At 60.9% G+C, this 22,266-nt stretch carries 21 protein-coding genes and 1 tRNA gene; 3 read left to right on the top strand and 19 right to left on the bottom strand.

The features are described from left to right. Positions 1-108 precede the first annotated feature (108 nt). On the top strand, positions 109-411 hold the full coding sequence (locus tag DDF78_RS10325; protein WP_152587873.1) for a hypothetical protein: 303 nt from the start codon (positions 109-111) through the stop codon (positions 409-411). Between the two features lie 112 nt (positions 412-523). On the opposite strand, the gene DDF78_RS12335 is transcribed toward DDF78_RS10325, so the two are convergent. Beyond that, positions 524-1,132: a group I intron-associated PD-(D/E)XK endonuclease gene (locus DDF78_RS12335; protein WP_162000931.1), complete on the bottom strand. Its 609-nt coding sequence runs from the start codon at positions 1,130-1,132 to the stop codon at positions 524-526. A gap of 205 nt (positions 1,133-1,337) precedes the next feature. Beyond that, positions 1,338-1,411, bottom strand: a tRNA-Pro gene (locus DDF78_RS10320). A gap of 148 nt (positions 1,412-1,559) precedes the next feature. On the opposite strand from DDF78_RS10320, the gene DDF78_RS10315 reads away from it, so the two are divergent. Beyond that, a complete protein-coding gene (locus DDF78_RS10315) occupies positions 1,560-1,886 on the top strand; it encodes a HigA family addiction module antitoxin (protein WP_152581698.1) in 327 nt (108 codons plus the stop codon). Between the two features lie 204 nt (positions 1,887-2,090). Here DDF78_RS10315 and der read toward each other — a convergent pair whose 3' ends face one another. Beyond that, entirely contained in the window at positions 2,091-4,220 is a 2,130-nt protein-coding gene (der, locus tag DDF78_RS10310; RefSeq protein ID WP_152581699.1) for a bifunctional cytidylate kinase/GTPase Der, read from the bottom strand. Continuing rightward, positions 4,217-4,990: a pseudouridine synthase gene (locus DDF78_RS10305; RefSeq protein WP_152581700.1), complete on the bottom strand. Its 774-nt coding sequence runs from the start codon at positions 4,988-4,990 to the stop codon at positions 4,217-4,219. Before DDF78_RS10305 ends, der begins: the two co-directional genes overlap by 4 nt. Before the next feature lie 345 nt (positions 4,991-5,335). Here DDF78_RS10305 and DDF78_RS10300 point away from each other — a divergent pair, with 345 nt between their 5' ends. Then, positions 5,336-6,280, top strand: coding sequence for an MIP/aquaporin family protein (locus DDF78_RS10300; RefSeq protein ID WP_419465479.1), 945 nt, complete (start codon positions 5,336-5,338; stop codon positions 6,278-6,280). Here the strand turns inward: DDF78_RS10300 and DDF78_RS10295 are convergent. From DDF78_RS10295 to thrS, 15 genes are all read right to left on the bottom strand, one after another. After that, positions 6,197-6,484 carry a DUF3017 domain-containing protein gene (locus tag DDF78_RS10295; protein ID WP_152581702.1) on the bottom strand — a complete coding sequence of 96 codons (288 nt, stop codon included), beginning with the start codon at positions 6,482-6,484 and terminating at the stop codon, positions 6,197-6,199. The two genes, DDF78_RS10300 and DDF78_RS10295, sit on opposite strands and share 84 nt — an antisense overlap. 55 nt (positions 6,485-6,539) lie before the next feature. After that, a complete protein-coding gene (gene purH, locus DDF78_RS10290) occupies positions 6,540-8,210 on the bottom strand; it encodes a bifunctional phosphoribosylaminoimidazolecarboxamide formyltransferase/IMP cyclohydrolase (protein ID WP_415482526.1) in 1,671 nt (556 codons plus the stop codon). Continuing rightward, the gene (locus tag DDF78_RS10285; RefSeq protein ID WP_152581703.1) at positions 8,155-9,672 is read right to left on the bottom strand and encodes a cell division protein PerM; all 1,518 of its coding nucleotides are present in this window, start codon (positions 9,670-9,672) and stop codon (positions 8,155-8,157) included. The genes purH and DDF78_RS10285 overlap by 56 nt, the downstream gene beginning before the upstream one ends. Next, the gene (sucD, locus tag DDF78_RS10280) at positions 9,669-10,595 is read right to left on the bottom strand and encodes a succinate--CoA ligase subunit alpha (RefSeq protein WP_152581704.1); all 927 of its coding nucleotides are present in this window, start codon (positions 10,593-10,595) and stop codon (positions 9,669-9,671) included. Before sucD ends, DDF78_RS10285 begins: the two co-directional genes overlap by 4 nt. Then, entirely contained in the window at positions 10,592-11,788 is a 1,197-nt protein-coding gene (sucC, locus tag DDF78_RS10275; RefSeq protein ID WP_152581705.1) for an ADP-forming succinate--CoA ligase subunit beta, read from the bottom strand. Before sucC ends, sucD begins: the two co-directional genes overlap by 4 nt. Positions 11,789-11,931: 143 nt before the next feature. Beyond that, positions 11,932-12,513 (bottom strand): adenine phosphoribosyltransferase, encoded by a 582-nt coding sequence (locus DDF78_RS10270; protein ID WP_152581706.1) that lies wholly within the window; start codon positions 12,511-12,513, stop codon positions 11,932-11,934. Positions 12,514-12,620: 107 nt separating this feature from the next. After that, the gene (locus tag DDF78_RS10265) at positions 12,621-13,121 is read right to left on the bottom strand and encodes a preprotein translocase subunit YajC (RefSeq protein ID WP_152581707.1); all 501 of its coding nucleotides are present in this window, start codon (positions 13,119-13,121) and stop codon (positions 12,621-12,623) included. A 73-nt stretch (positions 13,122-13,194) separates the two neighbouring features. Then, a complete protein-coding gene (gene ruvB, locus DDF78_RS10260; protein WP_152581724.1) occupies positions 13,195-14,199 on the bottom strand; it encodes a Holliday junction branch migration DNA helicase RuvB in 1,005 nt (334 codons plus the stop codon). Positions 14,200-14,339: 140 nt separating this feature from the next. Next, complete coding sequence (ruvA, locus tag DDF78_RS10255; protein WP_152581708.1) at positions 14,340-14,957, bottom strand: Holliday junction branch migration protein RuvA; 618 nt, start codon at positions 14,955-14,957, stop codon at positions 14,340-14,342. A gap of 164 nt (positions 14,958-15,121) precedes the next feature. Next, entirely contained in the window at positions 15,122-15,703 is a 582-nt protein-coding gene (gene ruvC, locus DDF78_RS10250; protein WP_152581709.1) for a crossover junction endodeoxyribonuclease RuvC, read from the bottom strand. A gap of 7 nt (positions 15,704-15,710) precedes the next feature. Then, positions 15,711-16,466 (bottom strand): YebC/PmpR family DNA-binding transcriptional regulator, encoded by a 756-nt coding sequence (locus DDF78_RS10245; protein ID WP_152581710.1) that lies wholly within the window; start codon positions 16,464-16,466, stop codon positions 15,711-15,713. 54 nt (positions 16,467-16,520) lie between these two features. Then, positions 16,521-17,723 (bottom strand): glycosyltransferase family 4 protein, encoded by a 1,203-nt coding sequence (locus tag DDF78_RS10240; RefSeq protein WP_152581711.1) that lies wholly within the window; start codon positions 17,721-17,723, stop codon positions 16,521-16,523. A 184-nt stretch (positions 17,724-17,907) separates the two neighbouring features. Then, the gene (locus DDF78_RS10235) at positions 17,908-18,972 is read right to left on the bottom strand and encodes a phosphatidylinositol mannoside acyltransferase (RefSeq protein WP_152581712.1); all 1,065 of its coding nucleotides are present in this window, start codon (positions 18,970-18,972) and stop codon (positions 17,908-17,910) included. 18 nt (positions 18,973-18,990) lie between these two features. Next, on the bottom strand, positions 18,991-19,683 hold the full coding sequence (pgsA, locus tag DDF78_RS10230) for a phosphatidylinositol phosphate synthase (protein ID WP_152581713.1): 693 nt from the start codon (positions 19,681-19,683) through the stop codon (positions 18,991-18,993). 18 nt (positions 19,684-19,701) lie between these two features. Beyond that, complete coding sequence (gene thrS, locus DDF78_RS10225) at positions 19,702-21,768, bottom strand: threonine--tRNA ligase (protein WP_152581714.1); 2,067 nt, start codon at positions 21,766-21,768, stop codon at positions 19,702-19,704. Positions 21,769-22,266 lie beyond the last annotated feature (498 nt).

Below are 22,266 nucleotides of genomic sequence, written 5' to 3'. Positions count from 1 at the left end.
TGCAGAAGTGTTCAGGGGATGCGCTCAGGGATGCCGCAATATTGGCTGCGCGTCTGGCAATGAGGGCTACTTGGCGGCGATGACTCTAGGGCGACTGAACTGATTTCCTTGGTGCGTGCTGGTGATTTCCATCATATCGATAAGCGGAAGGCAGTTCTGGATTCTGCTGCCGCGCTTGATGAGGCGTATTGGAATGCATCCGAGGAGGAGAATTCGGAATCGGCATCGAAGGAATCTTCTGATGCACAGAGCCTTAAGTATTTTTCACGTGCGAAGGCCCTCTCGGCGGTGGCTTTCTGTGCCGAAGAAGATCCGATAGAAGCAGCTGTGGAAGCGATCTATGAGGCAATTTCAGCTGTTAATGATCCTACCGATATCGTAGAGAAGGTGAAGGATAGGATCGAACACTAAACCAACAGGAATTCGAGGAGCTGCAGAAGCGTCTCGTGCTCAATTTCCTCAACTTCGCGGCGGTTGATCCGCCCACTTTGCCTGAACTGCTGCATATGGTTGCAGAATGTCACTAGTCTGCAGTGAGGGGCACCATCGATACCTGGAAATGAAGGTAGCAATTCAAGGAGAGAGCCTTTTTACCGGAAACTTCCCGAAGAGGAATCCGATACAGCTGAAAATCGCCGTCGACAATGAAGAATTCATCAATCTCGGATGGCGAGTATGAAGTTCTCCCACCACTAGTGGAAGATATGAAGACTTTCCAAGAACCTCTCTCCTTCGTAATTGTGCTCTTCACTTGTACACGACATACTGTTGCAGCATGCGTAACGATAAGATCGAATCTAACGGGTTCGAGAGGTAACGAAACATCGAATCCGGCAAGTTGATACCAAGAAGCAGCGATTGATGCGGCTGCCTTGCTGAGGTTATTGATTGAAATGTTACAGCCATCCGCAGGATCTCGGTATGATCTCTGTGTTGAAGTTTTGAGCTTGGGAACGCTTTCGTCCAACAGTGGGAGGTCGAGTCCGAGTGCGGTTGCTCGGTTTCGAACCGAAATAATTGAACGCCCAGATGTTCCTTTTAGACCGAGTTCACGAAGTACTCCGCGCCAAGAGTGAGAACGTTTTACTGCGTCGGCAAGTTTCGCATCTGAGTAGGTCCTAACGTTGGGCATACTCAATTGTCGGGAAAGGCTATGACAGATGAAACACTTTGATAGATTCGGAAACGACAGAACGCTAAACATGCATCACATATCGAGAGTATGACTCTATCCAGATTTAAGACTTGTGAAATGCCTTGTAGGCTTGTGGAGCAGTAGCTCCGACGTAATGCCCAATCAATAATTTAATGAAAAGGTGTAGCTTCCGCAGCAATTGTCGGGCCGGCGAGATTTGAACTCGCGACCCCCTGACCCCCAGTCAGGTGCGCTACCAAACTGCGCTACGGCCCGAACGGTGTTTGAACACCAAGGAGATAATTTACCACATCCTCTGACTTTGGTCGACACGTAGCGTGTTGCCCAAAGGTCAGTGTCGAAAATTCATTACTCGTGCTTAATATTGCTAACGTGTCCAGTAATACTGAGTAGGAGGCTTATAATGTCTATTCCGACGATTACCACGACTGAATATTCTCAGGCTGGCGCAGCCGCAACCTATCTCAGCACGCCGGGAGAAATACTCAAGGAAGAGTTCCTTGAGCCGTTGGGCATCAGCAATTATCGATTGGCGAAGACCATAGGCGTGAGCGAAACGGCGATAGGCGACATCATTCATGGCAGGCGCCATATTACGACGGTCATGGCATATCGGCTTTCCAAGGCATTGGCGACCACGCCGGAGTTCTGGATGGATCTACAGCGGGACTACGACGTGCTTTCATTTGATCCGAAAGATTTGGGCAATATTTCCTCGCTTGTTGCATAGCCAGACCAGTAAACCTGATATAGAGTCTGTATCTGCTACAAATTCTGCACAGTGTTGTGGCTGCCATCGCAGTTTATCGCGATGGCAGCCACAACATAATAATGCGAACGGTGCAACCAGTTAAGTCGAGCTGCGGCGATTCAGCGACAACACAACTCTCAAACTTGTCTCACCAAGCAAATCAGAGAAGACTTACTTGGAGACCTACTTGCGCTTGCGCTTCTCTCGGATGTGCACGGAGATCTGAATCGGCGTGCCTTGGAACCCGAACTCTTCGCGCAGTGAACGTTCGATGAAGCGGCGGTAGCCGTGCTCGAGGAATCCGGTGGCGAAGATCACGAAGCGCGGCGGGCGTGTCGAGGCCTGCGTGGCGAAGAGGACGCGGGCCTGTTTGCCACCGCGCAGCGGGTGCGGATGTGCGGACTGGATACGGCCGAGGAAGGCGTTGAGCTTGCCGGTGGGGATGCGCTTGTCCCATGATTCGAGCGCGGTGCGCATGGCCTTGGCCAGCCGGTTGGAATGCCAGCCAGTTTTCGCGGAGAGATTGACCCGCTCGGCCCAGGTGACTCGTTCGAATTCCGTGTTCCAGAGCCGTTCGAGGCGCTGTCGGTCGAATTCGTCGAGCACATCCCATTTGTTGAACACCAGCACGATTGCGCGTCCGGCGTCCACAGCCTGGCTCATGACCTTGAGGTCCTGATCGGCGATGGGCTGCGAGGCGTCGAACAGCACCAAGGCCAGCTCGCTGCGTTCGATGGCCGCCTGCGTGCGCAGCGAGGAATAGTATTCCGCGCCCGAAAGCTTGTGCGCGCGCCGTTTGATGCCGGCAGTGTCGATGAACAGCCAGTCCTCGCCGTCGATGTCGACAACCTCGTCAATCGGATCGCGGGTCGTGCCGGCCAGCTCGTTGACGACCGCACGCTCCTGTTGCGCCAACTGGTTGAGCAGCGAGGATTTGCCCACGTTCGGACGGCCTACCAAAGCCACACGCCGCAGATTGCTGGGAGTGAGGAATCCAGAGGTCTTGTCGGCCTTCTTGAGCGCAGCGATAGCCACATCAAGCAGATCGCCGACGCCACGGCCGTGCATGGCCGAAATCGCGTACGGCTCTCCCATGCCGAGCTTCCAGAACTCGGCGGCCATGTATTCGCCGTCGGCATCGTCGATTTTGTTGACGGCCAGCACCACGGGCTTGCCCGAGTCGCGCAGCAGCTTCACGATGCGCTGGTCGGTGTCAGTCAGGCCAACCTGCGCATCGACCACGAAGACGACAGCATCGCTGAGCTGCACCGCGACCTGCGCCTGCGAGGCGATAGCCGATTCGATGCCTTCGACGTCGGCTTCCCAGCCGCCGGTGTCGACCAGCTTGAAATCGTTGCCGGCCCATTCGGCGTCATAGCTCACGCGGTCGCGGGTCACGCCAGGCGTATCCTCTACGACGGCGACGCGGCGGCCGAGAATACGGTTGACCAGCGTGGATTTGCCGACGTTGGGTCGCCCGACCACGGCCAGTACGCCCACGGGCTTGGGACCGGCTTGGTTGCCGGCTCCCGCATCGCGGTCGGCAGCCAGCAGCGATTGGTCCTCGTCGTCAAGCTCATAGCCTTCGAGATTCGCGGCATACTGGTGATATTCCTGCTCTTCGATGGCCTGCTCGACCAACGCAATCAGCGCATCCAGCGTCTGCTCGAAGGTCAGATCGGAATTGTCGAGCGTACTCACGCCTTCGGCGGCGGTCAGGAAGCTTGTAACCTGCGCATCCGCCTTGTCTCGGGCAGCGACGTTCTCCGCACCGACGCCCTGCACGCTCTGGCCGGTGCGACGCGCCTGACGCACCTCTTCGCGTGCGGTGAGCAGCACGCGCACCTCCGCGTCAGGAGATACCACCGTTGTGATGTCGCGCCCTTCGGCAACGACGCCAGCGCCCTTCGAATATGACTCGGCCAAGGCCTCACGCTCGATGAACGCGCGCTGCGCGGCGATAAGCACGTGACGCACGGGGATGATGCTTGACACCACCGAGACATGCGAAGAGACCTCGGAGGAGCGAATCTCCTCGCTGATGTCGACGCCATCGGCGAAGACCTTGGGATCCTCCGGGTCGACACTCAGATCGAAGTGGTCTTCGGTGAAGAAGTCCCCCACCGTCTGCGTAATCGTCTGCTCGTCGACCTGCTCGGCGTCAAGATCGATGCCTTGCTGCAGGCACCACCAGGCGCAGGCGCGGTACATCGCGCCGGTGTCGAGATAGGCGAACGAGAAATAGCTCGCCAAGGCCCGTGAGGTCGAGGATTTGCCCACGCCTGCGGGGCCGTCAATGGCTACGCGAATCACAGACCCACCTCCTTGGACAGGGAGCGCACCTCGGGCTGCGAAAGCACGCGGTAGGTTCCGGGCTTCAAGTCGCCGAGCTTGATCGGGCCGATCTGCGTGCGCACCAGGCGCTTGACCGGGAAGCCAATCGCGCCGAAGATGCGGCGCACGATGCGGTTCTTGCCCGAATGCAGCACCACCTTGACGATGGTCGATTCGCGGCTGCCGTCGATGATGGCGCAATGGTCGAGCTTGATCAGCCCGTCATCGAGCTGCACGCCCTGCGAGACGAGCCGCCGGCACACATTGCCGCCGATCTTGCCTTCCAGCGTGGCAATATAGGTCTTCTCCACCTCATACTTGGGGTGCATGACGTGCTGGCTCAGCTCGCCGTCGTTGGTCATGAGAATCAGGCCTTCGGAGTCGTAATCCAGCCGCCCCATGTGGAAGATGCGCTCGTACTTGTCGCCCACGATGTCGCTCAGAGTGAAGCGCCCCTTCGGGTCGTCCATAGTGCTGAGCACCTTCTTGGGCTTGTTGAGCGCCAGCGTGATATGCCGCCCGTCGATGCGCACGCGCGAGCCGTCGACGCGAATCTGCTGATGCGCCGGGTCTACACGGGTGCCGAGCTCGGTTACCAGTTCACCATCGACCTCGACACGGCCTTCGGTGATGATCTCCTCGCATTTGCGGCGGGAACCGAATCCAGCCTGCGCGAGCAGCTTCTGCAGCCGGATTCCTTCATTATCAGTGGTATGCGCCTTTTCGGCGCGTGAATATGCGTTTGGCATCGTTCTCCCAACGTGGCCAGTCGGCAGCGCACTCGCACCGCCGTATTCGTATGATTTCGACGCCGCCAGCGATTGCAGTTCAGCATTCGGGCGGTCGCAACCTTTCCAGTATAACCCATAATAAGGAAACACACCGGAGATGCTGGTACTATGACAGTCGTCCGGCGGGCATCGGCCCGCAACGTTGAAAGTACATCGTTGAAGTACAGAGTGTACATAGTTGAGGTACGAAGGAATATCATGACTCAATTCGAATCGGAAAACGGCATCGCGCCGAGCAGCGAGGAAGGAGTCGCATCACAGGATGCAGCGCAGGCTACGACTTATGACGACGCAGCCTCGAATCTGAACACGGCGAATGCTACGCCGGCCATCAGCGCAACAGCCAATCTGTGGCTGCGCGTGGCAGCGGAGCTGCTGGGCAGCTTCCTGATCTTCATTGTGATCTATCTGGCGTATGCGCTTTCCGCCGCGCTGTATGGCGCCAATCTGGCGTTCATCGCCGTCGCGACAGGCCTGGTCTATGCCATCGTGACGTTCGTTCTTGGACGCATCTCCGTCGGGCATTTCAATCCCGCCGTCACCATCGCGGCCATGCTGACCTCGAAGACCCAGTTGCTCGACGGTCTGCTCTACATCATCGCCCAGGTGCTGGGCGGCATCGCGGCGGGCGCGGTGTTCAAAAGCGTGCTCCCGGTCTCGCAAAGCCTGCCGGTCAAGCTGTGGTTCACGTATGCTGCCAACGGCTTCGAATCCGGTTCGGTTTCCTCCACTGCGCTCAAGGGTGCCGGAGTGAGCTTCAGCATCACTCTGGCGATTCTTGTCGAGGTCATCGCCGGCGTGCTGATCGTCGCCGCGGCCATGTCGACGCTTGGCAAGGACGGCAAGGGCACGTCCCATCAGCCTTGGGCCATGGGCCTTGCCTACGGCGCGGGCGCTGCGTTCACCTATCCGGTCACCGGGGCGGCGCTCAACCCGGCTCGCGCTACCGGCGTTGCTATCTTCGCGCAGAATCAGGGACTGACGCAGGAGCCGCTGCAGCAGCTCTGGGTGTTCTGGATTGTGCCGGTGCTTGCAGCCGCGCTGGTCGCGCTCGTCATGGTCGCGCAGGAGCTGTTCGCCAAAAGCGCTGCGACTACTGCCGTTGCCGCTGTTACTGAACCCGAAGCGGTTCAGGCCGATGCAGCCGCAGCCGCCGACGAGGGCTCAGTAGAGCAGTCTGATGCTGATGTACGTGACGATCAGGCCGATTCCCAGGGCAATGCCAATGAAGGAATCGAAGCCAACTGAACGCACCTTCCACGGGCTGCGTTCGCGCAGCACCAACCGGAGTGATCCGGTGATGATGGCCGTCATAGCGAGAACCGCTGTGGCGGCCATCATGTATCCAAGCAGTGCACATACGGCGCTGAGCGCCACGGCGGCGGCAACCGCCCATTCGAAGGCGGGCTTGCCTTCGTGGTCCTCCGAGACCTGGGGGTGCTTGCCGCTCATGGTGAATGCTCCTTGCGTCTATAGCATCTATAGCGTCTTTAGTAACCTGTGCCGCTCAGTGGAAGAAGTGGCGGGTGCCGGTGACATACATCGTCTCATTCGCCGCGCGGGCGGCGGCGAACACTTCCTCGTCACGGATGGAGCCACCAGGCTGCACAATGGCCCTGACCCCGGCATCGATGAGCTTCTGGGCGCCATCGGCAAACGGGAAGTAGGCGTCGGACGCAGCGACCGAGCCGGTGGCACGGTTCGCGTTGCCGGCCAGCGTGTTGGCCCGGCGCACCGCAAGATCGCACGAGTCGACCCGGTTGACCTGCCCCATGCCGATGCCGACTGTGGCCTCATCGTGCGCGAGCAGAATCGCATTCGACTTCACGCAGCGTATCGAACGCCATGCGAATGCCAGATCGCGCATCGTCTGCTCGTCCGCAGCCTCTCCGGCGACCAAACGCCAGTTAGACGGGTTGTCGCCTTCGGCATCGATCAAGTCGGTGGTCTGCACCAATACGCCGCCATCGATGGCACGCATCTGGGTGCGCGCATGCGGCGGCTCAGCGACTTTCAGAATGCGCAGATTCTTCTTCTTGGTCTGCAGGAGTTCCAGCGCCTCCGGCTCGTAATCCGGCGCGACGATGACTTCGGTGAAAATCGGCCGCACGCTGTTCGCCATGTCCAGCGTGACGGTCGCGTTGGCGGCGATGACCCCGCCGTAAGCGCTCATCGGGTCGCAGGCGTGCGCCTTGCGATGCGCCTCGGCGACGGTCTCGCCCAATGCCAGACCGCAGGGATTATTGTGCTTGGTGACGGCCACGGCGATGCGCGGCGCGAAGTCCCATACTGTGCGCCAAGCGGCGTCGGCATCGACATAGTTGTTGTAGCTCATCGGCTTGCCGCCGAGCTGGACCGCATGCGCGAAGCCGACCTGATCGAGCGGATCGAGATACAGCGAGGCCTGCTGATGCGGGTTCTCGCCGTAGCGCAGCACATGCGCCCGGTCCCAGGTGCGCGTAAGCGTCGCCGGCATGAGCTTCTCATCGATTGCGTCCGCGCCGTCAGTCGTAGCCGCAGCCTCAGCCGTCTCAGTGTCGTTGATTTCCGACACCGGCGATACGCTGGCCGGCTTGATCCAGCGCTGGGATGTCCATTCCGTGATTGTCGCATCGTAGGCTGCGGTGTGGGCGAAGGCCTTGGCCGCAAGCCAGCGGCGCTCCTCCAAGCCGAATCCTTGGCCGTCCGCGACCCGCTGCGCGACCAGCGCGTAATCCGCAGGATCGGTGATGACGGCGACGGAAGCGCTGTTCTTGGCCGCTCCGCGTACCATAGAAGGCCCGCCGATATCGATCTTCTCGATGGTGTCGGCCTCGTTCGCACCCGAACGCACAGTGTCGGCGAAGGGATACAGATTCACGACGACCAGATCGAAGGCCGCGATGCCGAGCTGCTCAAGCTGCGCGACGTGATCGGGGTTGGTCATGTCGGCGAGGATGCCGGCGTGGATATGCGGGTCGAGTGTCTTGACTCGGCCATCGAGGCTTTCAGGGAAGCCGGTGACTTCGCTTACCTCGGTGACGTTGACGCCCAGTGCCGCAAGCGTTTTGGCCGTGGAGCCGGTGGAGACCACTTCGGTTCCCGCCACGACGAAGGCCTGAGCCAGCGTTTCCAGGCCTTCCTTATGGAAGACGGATACCAGAGCCCGTCGTATCGGTCGATGTGTTGTCGTCATCATGGTCCTCCTTGGGTTTGGTCATCGAGCTGATGACACGAGTTGATGGTGCGTCGGTGGGTGTGCCGCTGTCGCTGGCATCGCCGTTGACGCTGTCGCTGTCGCCAGAAGTCGGGGCAGCGCCTGCGTCGTCCGTTGCCTTGCCCACCGCTGCGAGCCGCGTTCGGCGGCGGGCTAGGGCTGTGCGCACGGCGAATACGCCGGATACGACGATGAGCATGATCAGCCAGGCAGCGAACAGTCCCAGCGCTCCCGGCCGACTGGCGGCCTGCGTGGATGCCGCCACATCGACACCAACACGAGCAAGACACTGATGGCCCAGTGCCCCGTTCGAGAGCAGGAACAGCAGCGTCATGCCCAGTGCCACAATCACGCTGGCTAGGCAGAAACTTCCGGCGGCGCAGGCGAAACGGACGATGGTGTTGCGCAGATCGCGTCCGTTGCCGTACTGTTCGTCCTGTTCCTGCTCGTTCTGCTCGCCTTCGATGCGCTCAGCATCGCCATGCGCATCATCCATGTCAATGAATCTGATGGCGAAACCGCGCCTCAACACCAGCGCAAGAGCTCCGATGATGAAGCCTAGCGCCAGCGGAATGGACATCAGCACGATGCGCCAGGTCGCATTGGCGACCGGCTCCGGCAGCAGCGCGAACACAGGCAGCGGCGGCAACCCGACCGCGCTCCCGGTCCACAGGTTGAACGTAGCCAGGTCACCGATGAAGAAGCTTGAGCCAAACAACCAGGCTATCGCCCAAATGCAGAGATTCGGCAGCCACGCCAGCGAGCATATGGTCGTGAGTATCTTCGAGCCGGACTGCATGCCGGTGAGATCAAACAGGTGAAGCATCGCCCCGTGCCCGCGCACTATCCACACTATGGTTACGATCACGCCAGCCAGCATGTAGCAGGCGATAAGCACTCCCCCGATGAACACTCCTGTGCTCAGTGCAGTGCGCAGCGGCGCGGAGGTATGCGCGCGAAAAGCGGTGACGAATCTATCCCATGCTCCGGAGGCGGGCAGCGCCGCGCCGACGAAGCCCACGGTGAATACCAGCAGCGTCTTCAAGCAGATAAGCCACAGCGAATCGAGCAGACCCACGGTGACGCCTTGTGCGAGTATCGCGTTCAGCACCATCCACGAGATCGCCCCGGCAATATACGCCTCCCATGAGGAGCAGCCGAACCTGAGCGTCAGCGAGCGAATGAGGGCGATGAGCAGTATGGTCAGCAGCAGCGGGATAATCGTCAGTTTGATGGCGCCGGCCTGGAATCCCACGCCTTGGCTGAGCAGCACAATAGCCTCGCCCAATGGAATCGAGAGCTGCGAGAGATTGTCGCCGCCCTCCTCCATTGAGATGACAAGCAGCGTCAGCGCCATGAAAAACCCCAAGGAAATGGAGTATATGGCGATGGAGGCCAGCGCCGCGCCGGCCCCGTTCAGCCACTGCCTGGGACGTATCCTCATACCAGGGAGCGCGCAGCCAATGTCTCACGCATGATCTGCGCGGTCTGCCCCGGCGTTCTGCCGACGGGGATGCCTACGGCTTCAAGCGCGTCCTTCTTGTCCTGAGCGGTTCCCTTGCCGCCGGAGACGATGGCGCCAGCGTGGCCCATCTGCCTGCCTTCGGGGGCGGTGAAGCCCGCGATATATGCCACAACGGGTTTGCTCATATGCTTTGCGGCCCAGGCAGCGGCGTCCTGTTCGGCGTTGCCGCCGATCTCGCCGATCATCACTACGGCCTTCGTGTCCTCATCCTGCTCGAAGGCTGCCAAAGCCTCCTGCAGCGTCGTGCCGACGATGGGGTCTCCCCCGGCACCGAGGCATGCGGTGAAGCCGATGTCAGCGAGCTCGCCCATAAGCTGGTAGGTAAGCGTGCCCGACTTGGAGACCAGCCCCAGCGGGCCGCGCTTCACGATGCCATCGGGAATGATGCCGATGTTCACGCCGTGCTGCGCAGGGTCCTTGGCGAAGGTAGCCAGCCCAGGGCAGTTGGGGCCGACGACGCGCACGCCCTTGCGTAGCGCCAATTCGACGAAGTAGGCGGTATCCGCCACGGGGATGCCTTCGGTGATGACCACAATAAGCCCGATGCCGGCCTCAATCGCCTCAACGACCGCGTCCTTGGCAAATTTCGGCGGCACGAAGACCACGCTCGCCTTGGCCCCGGTGGCCTCGATCGCGTCAGCGCAGGATGCGTACACAGGTATTTCGACCTGCTCGGCATCGGTGTTTGTCGTGAAAGCGACCGTGGTGCCGGCCTTGCGCGGGTTGACTCCGCCGACGATATTCGTGCCGGCGATAAGCATGCGCGCGGTGTGCGTCATGCCCTGATGACCGGTCATGCCTTGCACGATGACCGGCGCGCCATTCTCGATGAATGCGTTCATCGACGTGCCTCCTTGGCGGTTGAAGCGAGTTCGGCGGCGACCTGCGCGGCCTGTTCCATCGTATCGCACACGCGCACGTTCGCGTTGCCGGCCTCTCGCAGAATACGCAGTCCTTCGCTCGCGGCATTGCCGTCGAAGCGCACGACGATAGGCTTCGAGGATCCCAGAGATTCCACGGCGCTGAGAATGCCATCGGCCACCTGCGCGCAGGAGGTGAGACCGCCGTAGACGTTGATGAGGACCGATTCGACCTGCGGGTCGGAAAGCACGATATTCAGGCTTTCGCTCATGACATCGGCTGAGGCCCCTCCCCCGATGTCGAGGAAGTTGGCGGGTTTGATTCCCGTGTGCTGGTCTTCGCCAGCCCCGGAAACGGCATCGAGCGAACTCATGACCAGTCCGGCGCCGTTGCCGATGACCCCGACTTCGCCGGTCAGGTGGACGTAGTGCAGGCCATGCTCGCGGGCGCGCTGCTCGAAGGGATCGGACTGATGCAGATCGGTGAAGCGCTTCCAGCCATCGTGACGGAAGGCGGCGTTGTCGTCCAGCGATATCTTGGCATCCAAGGCGCACAGCGATTTGGAGGATTCGTCGTCCGGGTCGCCGATTTTGGCGAGCGGGTTGATCTCGACCAGTGTGGCGTCATTCTCCTTGAAGCAGCGCCACATCTTGAGCAGCACCTGCGCGGCCTGATCCACGTCGGCATGGTAGAAGCCGATACTCTGCGCCATCGATGTGGCGGCATCAAGGTCGAAATCGTCAAGCGCATTGATATGCAGCCGCTTAACCGATTCGGGCTGCTCGCGGGCGATCTGCTCGACCTCGGTGCCGCCGTTGGCTGTGGCCAGCACGTCGAAGTCGCGCGAAGCGCGGTCCAGCGATATGGAGACGTAGTATTCATGCAGGATGTTCTTGGCCTGCGCGACCAGCACGCCGCTGGTCTTGTGACCCTGAATGCTCATCGGGAAGATCTGCTCGGCCGTGAGAATCGCCTCGTCGCGATTCCGGGCCACCTTGATGCCGCCAGCTTGCCCGCGATGGCCGATCTTGACCTGCGCCTTGATGACGCAGGGATAGCCTATCTTGTCCGCAGCCAACGCCACTTCGTGCGAATTCTGCGCGAAAATAGCCTTCGGCGTGTCGATGGACTGCTCTTCGAGCAGCTCCCTGGCCTGGTACTCATAGAGATCCATAGAACCGAACCTTTTCCTCTCTGTCGATATCTTCGAAATGTGTCATCTGGCCTAGTCCTTGCAACGTGGCGAGCAGTCAGTGCAATAACGTCGTAATGCGCCGTGGCATGCGCATCAGTGCACTGTCTGCGTCATCGTGCGTATCAGGCGGGCATCGTAACCAATGCGCTGGCGGGATACGTGCCGAGCGAGGCGCGCCCGTCAAGACCTTCAAGCTCCATCACGAAGCTGAAGCCGGCGACTGTCCCCCCGCATTTCTCGACGAGATGCGCTGCAGCGCTGGCGCTGCCGCCGGTGGCGATTAGATCGTCGACGATGAGCACCCGCTCGCCGGAGGAAATCGCATTGGTCTCGACCTCAACGCTCTCCTGACCATATTCGAGCGTGTACTCTTCGCTGATGGTTTCGGGCGGCAATTTGCCGGTTTTGCGCATGGCGATGAAGCCTTTGCCCAGGGAAGCGGCCAAGGCCGGGCCGAACAGGAAGCCGCGGGCTTCGAGCCCGGCGACGCTGTCAAAGTCCTGCCGCTGCACTGGCAATGCAAGCTGCAACGCCTTGAGCAGGATTCCCAAGCCTCTGGGGTCGGCCAGCGCGGGCATGAAATCGCGGAAAAGAACGTTCTCGTTGGGGAATCCGGGAATCGTGCGAATCAGGGAAAGGAGGTATTCGGCGTCCTCTCTTCCAACAAGTCCAAGCTGATCGATGCTGATGTCAGATGAAGTCATGACGATGTCCTGCCGCCTTAGTCGAATGCCGTTCAACGATGATTGTCTTCAATGCCTAGGCGTGCATGATGACTGCCGCATCATGCACGCCGATCGACACATACACGCTACTTCGCGGGGGTTTCCTCTGCTGCGTCGTCCGTCGTTGTGGCGGCAGCTTCGTCGCCTGTCTCGTCGACAGCCGCCTCCTGCGCATAATCGTTTTGCGCCGCATCGCCCGCTGCCGGTGCACCGTCGTCAGGCTGAGCAGCGTCGGAGATCTCCCCATACGCGACCTGTGCTTCGCCGCCATCCTCCTGCGGCAGCGGATTGCCGTTCTCATCCACTTCGGAGTCATCGACGTACGCCGGGCGCACATAGGTCTTGTTGACGGCGGAGGCCTTGAAGCGCAGCAGGCTGCCTTCGGAATCGATTACGATCTCCTCGTATTTCGTGTCCACGGACACGACTTTGCCGATGACGCCGCCAATGGAGACGACTTCGGTGCCGGGCACCAGATTCTCGCGGAAGGTTTTCACTTCGGCCTGCTGCTGCTTGGCCTTCTTGGATTGCCACCACATCATGCCGCCCATGAGGACGATGAGGACGACGGGTAAAATCAAGGACATGACGGGGGTCTCCTAACATGGCGGATGCATTATGCACCCGAATAACAATGGATATCGGTCCAAACAACAGATTTTAGAATAGCTTGCTGACATCATCGCGAGGCGTCAGCCCCAGATGCTCCCAGGCCTTGCCCGTGGCAACGCGGCCTTTGGGCGTGCGAATGAGGAAGCCTTCGCGCACCAGATACGGCTCGCATACGGTTTCCACGGTCTCCGCCTCCTCCCCGACCATCGCTGCGAGGTTGTTCAGGCCCACAGGGCCGCCGTTGAAACTCTTGACGACGGCATGCAGCACGGCGAGATCGAGCCGATCCAGGCCTTCCGAATCGATCTGGTACAGCGCAAGCGCCTCACGCACCGCATCGGGACGCACGACGCCGAGATCGTGCACCGTGGCCCAGTCTCGCACGCGACGCAGCAGCCGGTTGGCGATACGCGGCGTGCCTCTCGAGCGCAGGGAAAGCTCCTGAGCCGAGCCATCGCCCAGTGTGACGCCAAGAACGGCAGCCGAGCGTTCAATGAGCTTTTCCAGCTCTTCGCGCGGGTAGAAATCGAGATGCGCAGTGAAGCCGAAGCGCGCACGCAACGGCGAGGGCAGCATGCCTTCGCGTGTGGTGGCGCCAATCACGGTGAAACGCGGCAAGGTCAGCGGAATCGAGGAAGCGCCAGGGCCTTTGCCCACGATCACGTCGACGCGGAAATCCTCCATCGCGATGTACAGCAGCTCTTCCGCCGCACGTGGCAAGCGATGGATCTCGTCAATGAACAGGACCTCGCCGGCATCCAGGGAGCTGAGGATGGACGCCAGATCACCGGCATGCTGAATGGCCGGGCCGGAGGTCACGCGAATCGGAACGCCGAGTTCATTCGCCGTGATCATCGCCAACGTGGTCTTGCCCAAGCCTGGAGGGCCGGCCATCAGAATATGGTCGGGCGGCACCTCGCGTTTGCGGGCGGCATCAAAGACAAGCTGCAGCTGGGCCTTCAAGCGCGGCTGCCCGATGAAGCCATCCAAGACATGCGGACGCAGTTCCTCGTCGCTGATCGGCTCATTGCCGATCGGCTGTGAGGAGACCATGCGCAGCGACTCCTCGTTGACGCCAGCATTGACCTGAGAGTCGATGCCGGCGTTGGCTCCGGTATCGACTTGATTGCTGCCACGGCCTGCATCATGCACAGTGGTCATATCGGCTGCTGTATTGCCTGTCATAGTGTGGGTCACCTTCCCCTGTCGAGTGCGGCCAAGGCCAGCTTGAGCACGCGCGGCACGTCATCCCCGGCGAGCGGCGTCGCGATGTCATTGTCCGCGCACACCGAGCGCACCGCTTCTTCGGCGTCCTGGGCGCGCCAGCCAAGCGAAATCAGCCCTTCGACCACCTGCAGCGTTCCGGTGTCGGCGCGAGGCGCTCCGGCTGCCGGCTTTCCCTCGATCTGCGTAAGATCAATCGAACCCTTGAGCTCCAATATGATCTTCTGTGCGCCTTTCTTACCTAGTCCAGGAGCCTTGGCCAGCGCCGTCGCGTCGCCATCGGCCACTGCGCATGCAAGCTTGTCGGGAGGCAGCGTGGACAGCAGCGAAAGCGCCACCTTCGGCCCGATGCCGCTGACTTTCTGCAATTGCATGAACATGCGCTTGGAAGCCTGGGCAAGGAAGCCGAACAGCGTGATCGCATCCTGCGAGACATTGAGCGACGTGTAGACATTCACTTCCTGACCGGCATGCAGCGCGGAGAGATCGGCCGCAGGCATGCGCGTCTCGAAGCCGATGCCGCCGGCCATGATGAGCGCGGCGCTGGCATCCACGGCCTCGACCCGGCCTGCGAGCATTCCTATCATGACGATCCCCTATCAGTCCGTAACGGTCAGTGATCAAGTAATCAGTAATCAGTGGTCAGTGGTCAGCAGTCTGAAAACAGCTAGCGCAGCGCAGCTGTCCTCAGACCATTCATATCCGAACACCGAATATGCAAACACTCAGTAATCGAACATCTGTTCGAAGTCTACATGCCCCTGTCGACGCTATGGCGGCGCTGCGCCTGCTGCGAAGCCTCGGCCCACTGCCGCTGCGCCACCGTCAGGTGCTGTTCGCGTTCGCCGCCCTCCAAGGCCCCGGCGGGCCGCATGGCATGGCAGATCGCTTGCGCCAACGCATCGGCGGCATCAGCCGGCTTCGGCATGGTGTTGAGATTCAGGATATGGGCCACCATGCGTTCGACCTGAATCTTCTCGGCGCGCCCATTGCCGGTGATTGCCAGCTTGACTTCGGTCGGCGTGTGCAACGCAACCGGTATGCCCCGCTGCGCGGCCGCTAGCATAGCTAAGCCGGCCGCCTGCGCGGTGCCGAGCACGGTGTTGCGGTTCTCCTGGGCGAACACGCGTTCGATGGATACCGTATCGGGCGCGAAGCGTTCGATTTTCTCGCATAGGCCGTCGTAGATGGTCAGCAGGCGCAAGTCCTGCGAGGTGTGCGGATCGGAGCGCACGACATCGACGTGGATAAAGGAAAGCCGGCGGGATGCGCCGGCTTCGATCACGCCGACCCCGCAGCGGGTGAGCCCGGGGTCGACACCTAGAATGATCACGAGGATATTACTCCTCGTCGAGCTGGGCCATCACCTCGTCCGAGGCGGTCCAGTTGCTGTAGATGTTCTGCACATCGTCGAGATCGTCGAGATTGTCGATAAGACGCGACACCTTGCGCGCATCGTCCACATCCAGTTCGATCTCGGTCTTCGGATTCATGATCAAATCGGCGGAATCATAGTCGATTCCCGCATCCTGCAGCGCCTTGCGCACGGTGATCATATCGCCCGGATCGGTGATGACCGTGAAGACCTCGCCCTCGTCGCTCACATCCTCGGCGCCTGCCTCGGCCGCCACTTCGAACAGCTTGTCGAAGTCGATGCCTTCGGACGGGACCACGATCTGACCCTTGCGCTCGAAGTTGAAGCTCACGGAGCCGGATGTGGCAAGCGAGCCATTGGCCTTGGTCAGCGTCGAACGCACTTCGGCGGCGGCGCGGTTGCGGTTGTCGGTCAGGCATTCGATGATGACGCCGACGCCGGCGGGCGCGTAGCCTTCGTAGACGATGTTCTCGTAGTTGGCCGCTCCCGCTTCCTCGCCGGAGCCGCGCTTGACGGCGCGCTTGATGTTGTCGGCCGGCATGGAGTTCTTCTTGGCCTTGACGATGGCGTCATAGAGCGTCGGGTTGCCGTCGGGATCGCCACCGCCCATGCGGGCCGCGATTTCGATGTTCTTGATCAGCTTGGCGAACAACTTGCCACGCTTGGCGTCGATGGCCGCCTTCTTGTGCTTGGTCGTCGCCCATTTGGAATGCCCTGACATAATACTCCTCAGCAGCTATGCGAATACGTTAAACGTTGTGATTCTAATGCAATTTCACGACAAAGCCCGCGCGTAAACCCTCAGCACGCAATCTGCGACGCTCGACCAGTCATACTGCCGAGAGCGTTGCGAGCCATTCAGGCGCAGCCTTTCGCGCAGCGATGAATCGCCGAGCACCGCGCATACCGATCGTGCGCAATCCGCACCGTCGCCGTTCTCGAACAGGGCCGCGGCATGGCCATCATCGGCCACCGCGCGGAAGGCGTCAAGGTCGGATGCCACCACCGGGCAGGCCGCCGCCATCGCCTCGGCCAGCACGATGCCGAAGCTTTCCCCGCCGGTCTGCGGGGCGACGTAAACGCTGAGCGAAGGGTAGAATCGCGCCTTGTCTTCGTCGCTGATGCGTCCAAGGAACTCGCAGTGCTTCGTGAGATTTCCGCTGGAATCGATTCTGTTCAGAATCTTGTGGCCGTCGGACTCGCCGTCGCCTACGCAGAGGAAACGGGCATGCGGATATTCGCGCAGAATCTGCTGAGCGGCCTGGGCGAAGATCTTGAAGCCTTTGCGCTCGTCGCCCATGCGCCCCAGGAAGCCGATGGTGGGCTGTTCCTCGCTGCCGGTCCAGCGGGAGTCGGCGGCGGCTTTGGCGAAGAAATTCCGGTTGATGCCGTTGGGGATGATGTGCGTTTCGAGCTGCTCGGGAAGATAGTGCGCGGCGGTATCCAACGCGGCGTCACTGACGCATATCGCCGCAGCGAGCGGGTCGAGGTAACGGCGCAGATACGACTCGCCGAAGCGCAGCAGCCGCGGGTAGGTGTTGAAGGCCGCGTGGAAAGTGGCGATCATCGGCGGATGATGCCGCATCGTCAGCGGCTTGTGGCTCAGCGACAGCGTCTCCGGCTCGTGCACATGGAGAATATCGAACTGGCCTTGCTTGACCCAGCGCCGCGTTTGCAGGCCCACGACGCCGAAGTAGCTCATCTGGGCCACCGAGCCATTGTAATGGATTGAGAACGAGCTGCCGTTGGTGTGCACCCACAGCGGCATGTCCTTGGTGCGTCTGCCGGGAGCCAGCACTTCGACATGATGGCCTCGGGCCATGAGTTCCTTGGCGAAATCGCGGATGTGGAACTGCACGCCGCCGGGGGTTTCAAACGAGTAGGGCGAGATGATGCCGATGCTGAGCTTGCGTCCATGCAAGGGGTCCTCGTGCCTTGCAGCAGCGGCGTCTACATGTGATTCAGGCTTTTGAGGCATAACTGGCATTGTCGCACGGCTGCGGATGTTTGTCATATCGGCGCTACCTGTACGTCGTTGTTCGCTGCATGATATTCGGCTGCCATTCGGCCATCATTCGGCCAAATCAGGCGGCCGAAACAGACCACCGAAACGTGTGGCTGTCGGCGGTCTCATGACGGCGTTGTGGCAGCAGCATGTTGCGTCATGCAGCGTTACCTGCGATTTTGGCGAGTATGTCATCGGGCACATCGCTCAGGCGCGAAAGGTCGAGATCCTCAAGGAAAATCGGCTGCAGCATATGCCAGTCCTCAGGATGTCGCGTGATCTGCGCCGCCCACACGTCGACCCAAGCCTGGCTGATGGCTCGAATCGCCTCTTCGCGCGGCAGAGAGCGATAACGATCGATGTCTATCGGCTTTTCGAACCAGCACACATAGCCATAGCGCGACTTGGCTTTGCGTCGCTGATCGCCGTGCAGCCGTTCGCGGAATACATTGACTGCATACAAGGGCAGCCCAGTATCCAAAGCCAAGGTGGCAGGGCCGCGGGCGACGCGAATCGTGGAGCCGAAAGCCGTGACGAATTCGCCATGTCGGCTCAAGTCACGGTCGGCAAGCAGCGCGACGACCACGTTGGGTTTGGCGAGCTGCTCCCTGAGCTGCGCGGTAATCCCCTTCTGACCGGTCAGTACGATTCGCATGCCGAGCGATTCGCGGATATGCACGAAGGTGTCGAGCAGCTTTTGGTTGCCTAGCCGTTCGGCCACGGCTGTGACAGGGGCGAGCGCATGATGCGCCCAGAAGCCGGCGTAGTCCCAGTTGCCCTGATGCCCGAGCGCCAAAGGCGCCGAGCCGGTGGAATCATGCACATATGCGATCAGGCCTTGCAGCCCCGGCCCATCGCCGCGTACACGGGCGCGCAATTGCTGCTCGCTGCGCGCGCCTACAGTCATGGCCTCGGAAAAGTAGGCGAAATAGGCGCGCATGCCACGTCGCGAAACCTGCCGCAACCGGCGGCGTGAAACTGTGGTGCCGCCTGCCTGATGTACGTCACCTGATTGCGACGTACCGGTTCCCGCGTTGCTTATTCCCGCGTTGTCCGTTCCTGCAGCGCCCAACACATGACGCAGATTGCGTTCCAGCTGGCGCACTCCCCCGACGCCGAACAGCCAGCAGATGTCGGCCGCGCACGCGAATAGTCCGCGCAGCAGCGACTCCGGTATGAATCGGGCGTTGCGGGCGATAGCTATGAGCACGCGGTCAAGCATATGGGTATTCCCTCTCGTCTACTGCGCTCCGGCGCGGGCCTCCGGCACGATGGGCTGGATTGGCTCTTCGCCGTTCATCTGCTTGTGCACCTCGTGGATGCGTTGGAAGACGGTTATCGTGCCAAGCACCGCAAGCAGCACCATGAAGGCCATAAGCCACATGCCATTGCGGAACAGCCCGGTCAGGAACATGCCCACCAGGATGATGACCAATCGATCCGAGCGCGTGGCGATGCCGTTCTTGGCCTCGTAACCTACCGATTCGGCGCGGGCGCGGGCGTAGGAGGTCACGAAGGAGGTCATGATGGCGTAGAGCGCGCACCCGATGCCGATGTAGCTCACATAGTCAGGCGCGGACGCCGATGCTGCGTGGGTCCACCAATCGCTGTGCAGATAGAAGAACAGTATGACGGCCACGAGCACCGCCCAGTCGGCGATGCGGTCAAGCGTGGAGTCCAGGAAGGCACCGAATTTCGTGCCTCCGGTTGTGATGGCCGCCACTGACCCGTCAAGCGAGTCGAAGACGACCAGCAGGGCCAGCACCAGCGTGCCCGGCACCATCCAGCCGGTGACGCCGGTGACGACGGCCACGATGATCGTGCCGACGGCACCGGCCACCGTGACCATGTCGGCCGTGACGCCGAGGCTCACCAGTCCGCGCGCTATCGGGGCTATGACCTTCTTGAAAGGTCCGCGTAGTTTTTCGAACATGTCGTGCTGAATCCGGCCTTAGTCGAGCGCCGCGGCGGTTGCTGCGGGGATCTCTGCGGAGGTGACTGCAGCGAAGTCTTCGGCGGAGTTGACCTGGACGCGCGAGCTGATGGCCTCAAGAATCCACGCCTTGGCCTGCTCCAGCGGCACGCCGTTGAGCTGGCTGCCGTCGCGGAAGCGGAAGCTTACGGCGTTCTTCGACACGTCCTCGCTGCCGGCGATCAGGGTGAACGGCACCTTCGATTTGGAGGCGTTGCGGATCTTCTTGCCGAAGCGATCATCGGAGCGGTCGAGCTCGCAGCGCACGAGATTGTCTTCCAGATCTTGGATGAACGTTTCGAGATGCGGCGTGAACTCGTCGGCCACCGGAATGCCGGTCACCTGCACCGGAGCGAGCCAGACGGGGAATGCGCCCGCGTAATGCTCAAGCAGGATGGCGAAGAAGCGCTCGATGGAGCCGAATAGGGCTCGATGAATCATCACCGGACGCTGATGCGAACCGTCAGCGGCGATATACTCGAGTCCGAAGCGCTCGGGCAGGTTGAAGTCGAGCTGTATGGTGGACACCTGCCAGGTGCGGCCGATGGCGTCGCGCGCCTGCACGGAGATCTTCGGCCCATAGAAGGCCGCCCCGCCCGGGTCGTCGACGAGTTCGAGGCCGGAATCCTTGGCGACCTCGGCCAGTGTGCTGGTGGCCTCCTCCCACACTTCGTCCGAGCCAACGAACTTGTGCGGGTCCTTGGTGCTCAGCTCAAGGTAGAAGTCGTTGAGGCCGAAGTCCTTGAGCAGCCCCAGCACGAAGGTCAGCAGGCTGGTCAGCTCGCCCTTCATCTGCTCGCGCGTGCAGTAGATATGCGAATCGTCCTGAGTCAGGCCGCGCACGCGGGTCAGGCCATGCACCACGCCGGACTTCTCGTAGCGGTACACCGTGCCGAATTCGAAGAGGCGCAGCGGAAGCTCGCGGTAGGAGCGCTGGCGGGACTTGAAAATCAGGTTGTGCATCGGACAGTTCATGGGCTTCAAGTAGTAATCCAAGCCCTGCTTGGTGACGTTGCCCTGCTCGTCGCGCTCCTCGTCCAGGCGCATTGGCGGGAACATGCCGTCCTTGTACCACTGCAGATGCCCGGAGATCTCGTAGAGATGGCCCTTGGTGATGTGCGGGGTCTGCACGAAGCTGTAATGATGCTTGCGGTGCTGCTCGCGCGAGTAGTCCTCCATCGCGTTGATGATCGCCGCGCCCTTGGGATGGAAGACGGCCAGCCCCGGCCCAATCTCCTCGGGGAAGGAGAACAGGTCCATCTCCTGGCCGAGTTTGCGGTGGTCGCGCTTGGCGGCCTCCTCCATGCGGCTGGCGTAGGCCTTGAGCTCATCCTTGGTCGGCCACGCGGTGCCGTAGATGCGCTGCAGCATCTTGTTGTGCTCGTCGCCGAGCCAGTAGGCGGCGGCGGTGCGTTCGAGCTTGAACGCCTTGATGTAGCGCGTGTTCGGCAGGTGCGGGCCGCGGCACAGGTCCTTCCAGACCGTGGTGCCGTTGCGGTCGACGTTGTCGTACATGCTCAGCTCGCCGGTGGATACCTCGGTGGAGGCCTCTTCGTCGATTTCGGCTTCCTTCTTGCCGATGAGCTGCAGTTTGTATGGCTGGTCCTGCTCTTCAGCGCGCGCCTCGTCCTCGCTCACCACGCGGCGGCGGAAGGACTGCGACTGCTTGATGATGCGCTGCATGCGCTTCTCGATATCCTTGAGATCCTCGGGCGTGAACGGCTCGTCCACGTCGAAGTCGTAGTAAAAGCCATTATCGATCACCGGACCGATGCCGAGCTTGGCGTCCGGGCGAATCTCCTGCACGGCCTGCGCCATGACATGCGTCGCCGAATGGCGCATAATGGCAAGCCCGTCGGGGCTGTCCAGCGCAATCGGCTCCACGCTGTCGCCGTCCTTGAGTGGCGTGTACAGGTCTCGGGGCTGGCCGTTGAGGCGCACGGCGATGATGTTCTTGTCGTCTTCAAAGAGCTGAACGCCGGTGTCGCTTGACTTCACCTCCTTCGCTTCGCCATTGAGTGTGATGGAGATGATCTGGTCCGACATGGGAGGTCCTTTGCTATCGGGGCCCGCGTTACTAAGGTGCAGGCCTGGACTATGAGTCAACAGAGTCACACATTATGAGCGCAACGGGACAACTGGGGCGGCATGCGTGAAATGTGCGAAGTCTGGACCGGCTAGGAGCTAATCCGTTATTGGTCGTTTTCGACATGTGAGGCATACGAACGGTCGTTGCTCAAGTAGTCCTGTCGTTATGAGTCTTCGCTGTATAACTCTGTCTTCTTTGTGACAATTATTGCCGCTGATAGTCATAAACGAGACAGAGTTCCGTGGGGGTGCGGACGGAATGTTGGGGGTTGGGTCGGGGGAAGGTCTGGTCTCTGATGGGTGGTCGCAGGTTCAGCGTCGAGGAGAGGGCGCGCGGTGGAGGAGTATTTCGCGTGCGGGATGAACGCGCAGGAGGTGGTGCGGCGTCTGGGCTGGCCGTCCAGGAGCGCTCTTGCGGCGTGGGTGCGCGCGGACGCGCGCTTCAGGCCGCATAGG

The sequence above is a fragment of the Bifidobacterium tibiigranuli genome (assembly GCF_009371885.1).
GTDB lineage: Bacteria > Actinomycetota > Actinomycetes > Actinomycetales > Bifidobacteriaceae > Bifidobacterium > Bifidobacterium tibiigranuli.
This window is presented reverse-complemented; position numbering and strand designations above follow the sequence as displayed.

Bases quoted from the DNA above. Each gene is read 5' to 3' on its own strand.
- DDF78_RS12335 (WP_162000931.1), bottom strand. From the start codon at position 1,132: ATGCCCAACGTTAGGACCTACTCAGATGCGAAACTTGCCGACGCAGTA.
- DDF78_RS10315 (WP_152581698.1), top strand. From the start codon at position 1,560: ATGTCTATTCCGACGATTACCACGACTGAATATTCTCAGGCTGGCGCA.
- DDF78_RS10305 (WP_152581700.1), bottom strand. From the start codon at position 4,990: ATGCCAAACGCATATTCACGCGCCGAAAAGGCGCATACCACTGATAAT.
- DDF78_RS10295 (WP_152581702.1), bottom strand. From the start codon at position 6,484: ATGAGCGGCAAGCACCCCCAGGTCTCGGAGGACCACGAAGGCAAGCCC.
- purH (WP_415482526.1), bottom strand. From the start codon at position 8,210: ATGATGACGACAACACATCGACCGATACGACGGGCTCTGGTATCCGTC.
- DDF78_RS10285 (WP_152581703.1), bottom strand. From the start codon at position 9,672: ATGAGGATACGTCCCAGGCAGTGGCTGAACGGGGCCGGCGCGGCGCTG.
- sucD (WP_152581704.1), bottom strand. From the start codon at position 10,595: ATGAACGCATTCATCGAGAATGGCGCGCCGGTCATCGTGCAAGGCATG.
- sucC (WP_152581705.1), bottom strand. From the start codon at position 11,788: ATGGATCTCTATGAGTACCAGGCCAGGGAGCTGCTCGAAGAGCAGTCC.
- DDF78_RS10270 (WP_152581706.1), bottom strand. From the start codon at position 12,513: ATGACTTCATCTGACATCAGCATCGATCAGCTTGGACTTGTTGGAAGA.
- DDF78_RS10265 (WP_152581707.1), bottom strand. From the start codon at position 13,121: ATGTCCTTGATTTTACCCGTCGTCCTCATCGTCCTCATGGGCGGCATG.
- ruvB (WP_152581724.1), bottom strand. From the start codon at position 14,199: ATGGTCTCCTCACAGCCGATCGGCAATGAGCCGATCAGCGACGAGGAA.
- ruvA (WP_152581708.1), bottom strand. From the start codon at position 14,957: ATGATAGGAATGCTCGCAGGCCGGGTCGAGGCCGTGGATGCCAGCGCC.
- DDF78_RS10245 (WP_152581710.1), bottom strand. From the start codon at position 16,466: ATGTCAGGGCATTCCAAATGGGCGACGACCAAGCACAAGAAGGCGGCC.
- DDF78_RS10240 (WP_152581711.1), bottom strand. From the start codon at position 17,723: ATGCCTCAAAAGCCTGAATCACATGTAGACGCCGCTGCTGCAAGGCAC.
- DDF78_RS10235 (WP_152581712.1), bottom strand. From the start codon at position 18,972: ATGCTTGACCGCGTGCTCATAGCTATCGCCCGCAACGCCCGATTCATA.
- pgsA (WP_152581713.1), bottom strand. From the start codon at position 19,683: ATGTTCGAAAAACTACGCGGACCTTTCAAGAAGGTCATAGCCCCGATA.
- thrS (WP_152581714.1), bottom strand. From the start codon at position 21,768: ATGTCGGACCAGATCATCTCCATCACACTCAATGGCGAAGCGAAGGAG.